Here is a 7,143-nt window from a genome sequence, read left to right as displayed (position 1 = left end):
CTCCGTGGGGAGTCCGGGCCGCGGCGGGCGGATACGGGTCGCGCTACACGGCGACCTTCTGCAGCTGCGGTTCCTTCTCCGGGACCGGGTGACCGTCGTCGTCGCCGAGCATCGACTCGTCGAACGGCAACCGGCCGGCCAGCACCTCGTCGACGCGGGCACGGTCCACGGTCTTGGTCCACGTGCCGATCAGCAGGGTCGCGATGGCGTTGCCGGAGAAGTTCGTGACGGCACGCGCCTCGGACATGAACCGGTCGACACCGACGATCAGGCCGACCCCGTCGACGAGGTCCGGGCGGTGGCTCTGCAGCCCACCGGCGAGGGTGGCGAGCCCGGCGCCGGTCACCCCGGCCGCACCCTTCGACGCGATGATCATGAACACCAGCAGCGACAGCTGCTCGGCCAGCGCGAGCGGGCGGCCCATCGCGTCGGCGACGAACAGCGCGGCCATCGTCAGGTAGATCGCGGTGCCGTCGAGGTTGAAGGAGTAGCCGGTGGGTACGACGACACCGACGGTGGTGCGCTGCACGCCCAGGTGCTCCATCTTGGCGATCAGGCGCGGCAGCGCCGACTCGGACGAGGACGTCGCGAAGATGAGCAGGTATTCGCGGGCCAGGTAGCGGACCAGCTTGAACACCGAGACCCCGGCGACCGCGCGCAGCAACGTGCCGAGGACACCGAACACGAACACCAGGCACGTCAGGTAGAACGCGAGCATCAGCGCACCGAGCTGGAGGACCGCGCTCAGGCCGGTCTGCCCGACCACATTGGCGATCGCGCCGAACGCGCCGATCGGGGCCAGCCACAGGATCATCGTCAGGATCTTGAACACGAGCTTCTGCACGTGCGCGACGCCACGCAGGATCGGCTCACCGGACTTGCCGATGCCCTGGATCGCGAAGCCCACGAGCAGCGCGACGAACAGGGTCTGCAGCACGCTGCCGGAAGTGAGCGCGGACAGCATCGAGGTCGGGATGATCCCGGAGATGAACTCGGCGGTGCCGCCGGCTTCGTGGGCCTTCTCGGCCAGTGCCGCACCGGAGGATGCGGTGGATGCGTCCAGGGTCAGACCGCTGCCCGGGTCGAGCAGGTTGCCGACGAACAGGCCGATGCCGAGCGCGACCGTCGACATGCCGACGAAGTAGATCAGGGCGAGACCACCGATGCGGCCGACGCTGGCGGCCGCGCGCACCGAGCCGATTCCCAGCACGATGGTGCAGAAGATGACCGGGCTGATCATCATCTTGATGAGGTCGACGAACGTGGTGCCGAGGATGCCGAGAGACTTGCCGACGTCCGGTGCCTGCCAGCCGACCAGCACACCGGCGACAACGGCGACGACGACGCCGATGTACAGCCAGTGGGTCCGGTCCTTGCGCCGGGACGCCCGGTCCTTGCGCAGAGACACTGCTGTGGTGCTCATGGGGTTGCCCTTCGATCACGGATACGGATTCGGTGGCAGCCGGTAGGACTCGGGATTCGACCGTGGTACGGCCGGCTGCTGCGGGACCCTGGTAGGGATGTTCCACGCCCGGGTGGTGACCGGTATCACTTCCACCTACCAAAATGGTGATGGTGGGTCGGCGCACGGAGAAGATTGCGTACATAGTGTTCACGGGAGGTCGCCGGTGAACCGTCACGGCACACGCCGGCCGATGAGCGTGGCGGGGCAGCTACTGATCCTGCAGCTCGTGGTGTTCACCGTGGTCACGATCGCCGCAGGGGCGCTGTTCGTCGTCGACGAACGCCGCGACGCCGACGCCACGACCCGCCTGGCCGTGACCGATGTCGCGGTGACCACCGCCCAGCTCCCCGACGTCGCCGAAGGTCTGCGGTCCCCCGATCCGACCGCGGCGCTGCAGCCGCTCGCCGAGCGGATCCGCACCTCCACGGGCGTCGATTTCGTCGTGGTCGTCGACCCGGACGGGATCCGGGTGACCCATCCCGTGCCCGAGCAGATCGGGCTTCCCTACACCGGCCACATCGAGCAGGCCCGTGCCGGGCAGACGTACAGCGAGACGTACACCGGCAGTCTCGGGCCGTCGATCCGGACGATCGCCCCGGTGTACGCGGACGACGGCACGCTCGCCGGGTTCGTGTCGGTCGGGGTGACCCGGGAGCGCATCTCCGAGGCCTTCCTGCGCGGCCTGCCCGGCATCGTCGCGGTCGTCGCGGCGGGGCTGGCGGTGACCGCGGCCGGCGCCGTGCTCATCGCCCGCCGGCTGCGGCGGCAGACGCTGGGGCTGAATCCGGACCAGTTGCTGCGCATGTACGAGCATCACGACGCGGTGCTGCGCGCGATCGGTGAGGGCCTGGTCGTGTTCGGCACGTCGGGCGGTGGGACACCGCGCGTCGACGTCGTCAACGACGAGGCCCGCAGGTTGCTCGGCCTCCGGTCCGGGCCGGTGTCGTTCGAGTCGCTGCCGGAGACCCTGCGCAGGCTCGCGACCGGCGAGGAGGTGCGTGACGAGGTGCACCTGACCCGGGACCGGGTGCTGGTGGTGGGCAGCGACGCGGTGCAGTGGGAGGGCCGGCGGATCGGGACAGTCGTGACCCTGCGCGATCACACCGAGTTGCGCGGCGCGCTCGGAGAGCTGGATTCGGTGCGCGGGTTCGCCGAGTCGCTGCGGGCCCAGGCCCACGAGTCGGCGAACCGGTTGCACACGATCATCACGATGGTCGAGCTGGGCCGGTCCGAGGAGGCCGTGGCGTTCGCGACGCGCGAGCTGGCGGTGTCCCAGAACCTCATCGACCGGTTGACCGCCGACGTCGCCGAACCGGCGCTCGCGGCGCTGCTGCTCGGCAAGGTCGACGAGGCCGCCGAGCGCGGCGTCGAACTGACCGTCACGGAGGACACCGCGCTCGGTCCGGTGCCGTCGGTGCCGTCCCGCGACCTCGTCACTCTCGTCGGGAACCTGATCGACAACGCGATCGACGCGTCCCGCGCCGCCGACGAACCGTGGGTGGAAGTCACTGTTCGTGAAGAGGATTCGACGATGATCGTCGAGGTCGCCGACAGCGGGCCGGGAATGTCGCCGGACACCCTGGCGCAGGCGATGCAGCGCGGATATTCGACGAAATCCGAACATCGCGGACTCGGGCTGGCACTGGTCGCGCAGGTCGTCGCCCGCCACCGCGGGGTCCTGCGCACCGTACCGTCCCTCGGCGCCATGATCGTCGCGGAAATTCCCCTCGGGGGTCGCTCGTGATCCGAGTGCTCATCGTCGAGGACGAACCGCTCATCGCGCAGGCCCACCGCGAATACCTCGGGCGGATACCGGGATTCGTGGTAGTCGACGAGGTGCACACCGGCACCGCCGCACTGCGGGCGGCGACGGCGGCCGTACGCCGTGGCGAACCGATCGACCTGGTCCTGCTCGACATCGGCCTGCCCGACATGAGCGGGCTCGACGTGGCGGCATCACTGGGAGGGTTGCGGCCGAGCCCGGACATCATCGCCGTGACCTCGGCCCGGGATCTCGAAGTGGTCCGCACCGCCGTGTCCCGCGGCATCGTGCTGTATCTGCTCAAGCCGTTCACGTTCGCCGCGCTGCGCGACAAGCTCGAGCACTACGTCGCCTACCGCACCGCGCTGGGTTCAGCGGAAACCGCAGTCGCGCAACACGATATCGATCGGGCGATGGCCGCGCTGCGCACGTCGAACACGAAGGCGTCCGCGCCGAAGGGCATCTCCCCCGCGACCCTCGACCGGATCGCCGGGTTCCTCCGCGAGGCGGACGGTCCCCGCACCGCCGCCGAGGTCGGGACAGCGGTCGGGGTATCGCGTGTGACGGCGTGGCGGTACCTCGAACGTCTCGCCGACGACGGTCTGCTCGTCCGCCTCACCGAATACGGCCGGGCCGGCCGCCCTCAGGTCCGCTACGCCCGCAATCCCCGCCGCACCCCGGGTGACGGGAACCGGCATCCGGACTGACCGGGTGCAGTCCCGTCACCGGGGAGGGCAGGGCGTATCGGCTCAGTCCCGGTCCCGTCGTGCCGCACGGAGGTCCCGAGTCGACTGCTTCGAATCGGTGTAGGGCGCGTCCTTTCGGTTGCACGCCTGGACGAACATGTCGAGAAAACTCCTCTCTCGCCGGGCGGGACGGGCTTCCCTGCCCGAGTCGGCGCTACCGCTCGCAGCAGTCATGGACCGTTCTCCTTCGATCATCGCCGGGACACCGGCCGGTTGGGCGCCGGGCGCCGGTTCCTACATCGGCACCACCGAGAGGAGCCAGGTGTAGGCCTCGACGAGGGGCGTGTGGACAGCGAGGAAAGCAGCTTCTACCAGGGCTCGCACGAATGGTTCTCCTTCTCGTTCCCACGCGTCGATCGGCTCGACGCGCAAACGCTCCTCCGAGCGTCCATCAGCGATTCGGAGCCGGTGCGCAGGAGGATGGGTCGGATTCCTGCGCCGGTCGTGACAGCGGACACTGCCCGGATCGTGGCGATGAACCGGGGCCCGGGACAGGCTTTCGGGAGGATAATCGGTTCGTAGCCGCTGTCGTCGTGGACCGATGCCGAATGATGGTCACACGAACCGTGCGGGGGGCGTCCCAGGGTCGTCCACGGGGCAGCGACGCTCGCTGGTGGTGCCACGGCTACCGAAGGTATGTCCGAGGTGGGGTGAACCCGAAGCCGTCGGCCCGACCACCGGATGCACGACCACCGGATGCAGAGGAGGCGAGGTCGTGACGACGAAGTCTGGCGCCGACAGGGTGGATTCCACGGCGGATCGCAGGGCGCGAGAAGTCGAAGAGCAAATGACCGACGACGAACGGTTCTCCCTGCTCATCAGTGTCCTCGGCGAAGTACCGGGGAGTACGGCGGCGGGCACGCGCGATCCGCGGATCCCCGAAGAGGTCACGAACATGAGCGCGGGTTACACGCCCGGTGTGCCGCGCCTGGGGATTCCGGCGATTCAGAGCAGCGATGCCGGTATGGGGGTGACCAACCCGGGCTACCGGCCGGACGACGAGGGCGCGACGGCGTTCCCGTCGTCGATTGCGCTGGGGTCGAGCTTCAACCCTCGGCTGGTGCGCGAGGGGGGTGAGGCGATCGGCCGCGAAGCGCGGGCCCGAGGGTTCAACGTCCAGCTCGCCGGCGGCTGCAATCTGGCGCGCGACCCGCGCAACGGCCGCAACTTCGAGTACTACTCCGAAGATCCCTATCTGAGCGCGGTTCTCGCCGCCGAGCAGGTCGACGGCATCCAGAGCCAGGGTGTCGTCTCGACGTTGAAGCACTACACGCTCAACTGCAACGAGACCAACCGCCACTGGCTGGATGCGATCATCGACCCCGATGCGCACCGCGAATCGGACCTGCTGACGTTCCAGATCGCGATCGAACGCTCGCAGCCCGGCGCGATCATGAGTGGCTACAACAAGATTGACGGTGAGTACGCCGGCGGCAACCACCACCTGCTGAACGAGGTTCTCAAAGGCGCCTGGGGCTACCCGGGGTACGTGATGTCCGACTGGGGAGCAACCCCGCAGTGGCAGTTCGCGCTCGCGGGCCTCGACCAGGAGTCGGGTGTCCAAGCAGACCTGATGTTGTGGGGCAAGCAGCCCTTCGCCGACGAGCTCAGGGATGCCTACGTCAACGGTGAGCTGCCCGCGGAGCGGCTGTCGGACATGGTGCGCCGCATTCTGCGGTCACTGTTCGCGGTGGGCGTCGACCGATGGGGACCGGCTCCGGAGGTCGACATGGCCGAGCACAACCGGATCGCGCTGGAAGGGGCACGGCAGGGCATCGTGCTGCTGAAGAACGACGGCGTACTGCCGATTCCGTCGGACAGGCCGCTCGCGATCGCGGTCATCGGAGGCTACGCGCAGCAAGGGGTGATCAGTGGCACCGGCTCGGGAGCGGTGGCCCCGGTGGGCGGCTTTGCCGGCGTGATCAAGATCGGTGGAGCGGGCGTCATGGGGAAGCACCGCAACCTGTTCCTGTTCCCACCGTCTCCGCTCGAGGAACTCGAAAAATTCTTGCCCCAAGCGCATTTCGACCTCGATCCCGGGTATACCCCGGCGGAGGCCGCGTTGACCGCGAAGCGCTCCGACATGGTGATCGTCTTCGGGATCCGCGTCGAGGGCGAGGGGTTCGACAGCGTACTCGAAGGTGGTGTAGCCGAGTCCATGACCGAAGGCGTACATCGGTCTGGCCCCGGTCTCGGCGAACCAACGGTAGCCGACCTCTCGCTGCCGTGGGGTCAGGACGCTGTCATCGACGCAGTGGCGTCCGCCAACGCGAACACGATAGTGGTACTGGAGACGGGGAACCCGGTGTCCATGCCGTGGCGAGACAAGGTGAAGGCAATCGTGCAGGCGTGGTACCCCGGACAGGCCGGCGGGCAGGCGATCGCCGAAGTGCTCAGCGGCGCGGTCAACCCGTCCGGACGGCTGCCGATCACCTTCCCGGAAAGTCTCGAGCAGACACCACGACCGGAACTGCCAGGGCTGGGGACGCCGTGGGGCACCGCCGTGACGATCGAATACAACGAGGGCGCCGAGGTCGGCTACCGTTGGTTCGCCGAGACCGGGGCCAGACCGATGTACGCCTTCGGTCATGGACTCGGCTACACCACCTTCGAGTACAGCGACCTCGCCGTGACCGGCGGGGACACGGTCACCGCGACGTTCACCGTCTCCAACACCGGCGACCGCCCCGGTGCCGACGTACCCCAGCTGTACCTCACCGAGGCAGCCGGCGAGCGGCGGCAGCGGCTGCTCGGCTTCGAACGCGTCGAGCTGCAACCCGGCACATCGCACCGAGTGACACTGGTTGCCGAGCCGCGACTCCTCGCGCGCTTCGACGGCACTGCAGGCAAGTGGCGCATCACCGAAGGGACGTACAAGGTCGCGGTGGGCAAGTCCGCCGACAGCCTCGATCTCACCGCCGAGACGACGTTGACGAACGCGCTGTTCGGCAGCTGACCCGAGAACGACGAGCCACGACCGTCCCCGAACCCGGTACGGAGGGCCGGTGTGATTCCCGGGTGGCCCGAGTCCGGTAGTAGTAGTGGGAACGCTCAGCCGGAGCCCCCAAGGAGAACGAACCGTGCGCATCGCCAACCTCGACAACCGTGCCGTCCTCGTCGTCGGTGATCCCGGCGACGAGCGCGCAGTCGACATCGCCACCGCGTCCGAC

At 68.6% G+C, this 7,143-nt stretch carries 4 protein-coding genes; 3 read left to right on the top strand and 1 reads right to left on the bottom strand.

Annotated features, from left to right (window positions below; translation table 11 throughout):
- Positions 1 to 43: 43 nt before the first annotated feature.
- A complete protein-coding gene (locus I0Q12_RS10410; protein WP_197251848.1) occupies positions 44 to 1,423 on the bottom strand; it encodes a cation:dicarboxylate symporter family transporter in 1,380 nt (459 codons plus the stop codon).
- 232 nt (positions 1,424 to 1,655) lie between these two features.
- Between I0Q12_RS10410 and I0Q12_RS10405 the strand changes: the two genes are divergently transcribed.
- The 3 genes from I0Q12_RS10405 to I0Q12_RS10395 all read left to right on the top strand — a co-directional run bounded on the left by I0Q12_RS10405 (position 1,656) and on the right by I0Q12_RS10395 (position 6,929).
- Positions 1,656 to 3,209: an ATP-binding protein gene (locus I0Q12_RS10405; protein ID WP_197251847.1), complete on the top strand. Its 1,554-nt coding sequence runs from the start codon at positions 1,656 to 1,658 to the stop codon at positions 3,207 to 3,209.
- The gene (locus I0Q12_RS10400) at positions 3,206 to 3,934 is read left to right on the top strand and encodes a response regulator (protein WP_197251846.1); all 729 of its coding nucleotides are present in this window, start codon (positions 3,206 to 3,208) and stop codon (positions 3,932 to 3,934) included. The genes I0Q12_RS10405 and I0Q12_RS10400 overlap by 4 nt, the downstream gene beginning before the upstream one ends.
- An 826-nt stretch (positions 3,935 to 4,760) precedes the next feature.
- On the top strand, positions 4,761 to 6,929 hold the full coding sequence (locus tag I0Q12_RS10395; RefSeq protein ID WP_197251845.1) for a beta-glucosidase: 2,169 nt from the start codon (positions 4,761 to 4,763) through the stop codon (positions 6,927 to 6,929).
- The last annotated feature ends 214 nt before the right edge of the window (positions 6,930 to 7,143 follow it).

This window comes from Rhodococcus sp. CX, from assembly GCF_015865005.1.
GTDB lineage: Bacteria > Actinomycetota > Actinomycetes > Mycobacteriales > Mycobacteriaceae > Rhodococcus.
The sequence above is the reverse complement of the archived record's forward strand: the minus strand, read 5'-3'. Positions and strand labels throughout refer to the sequence as shown.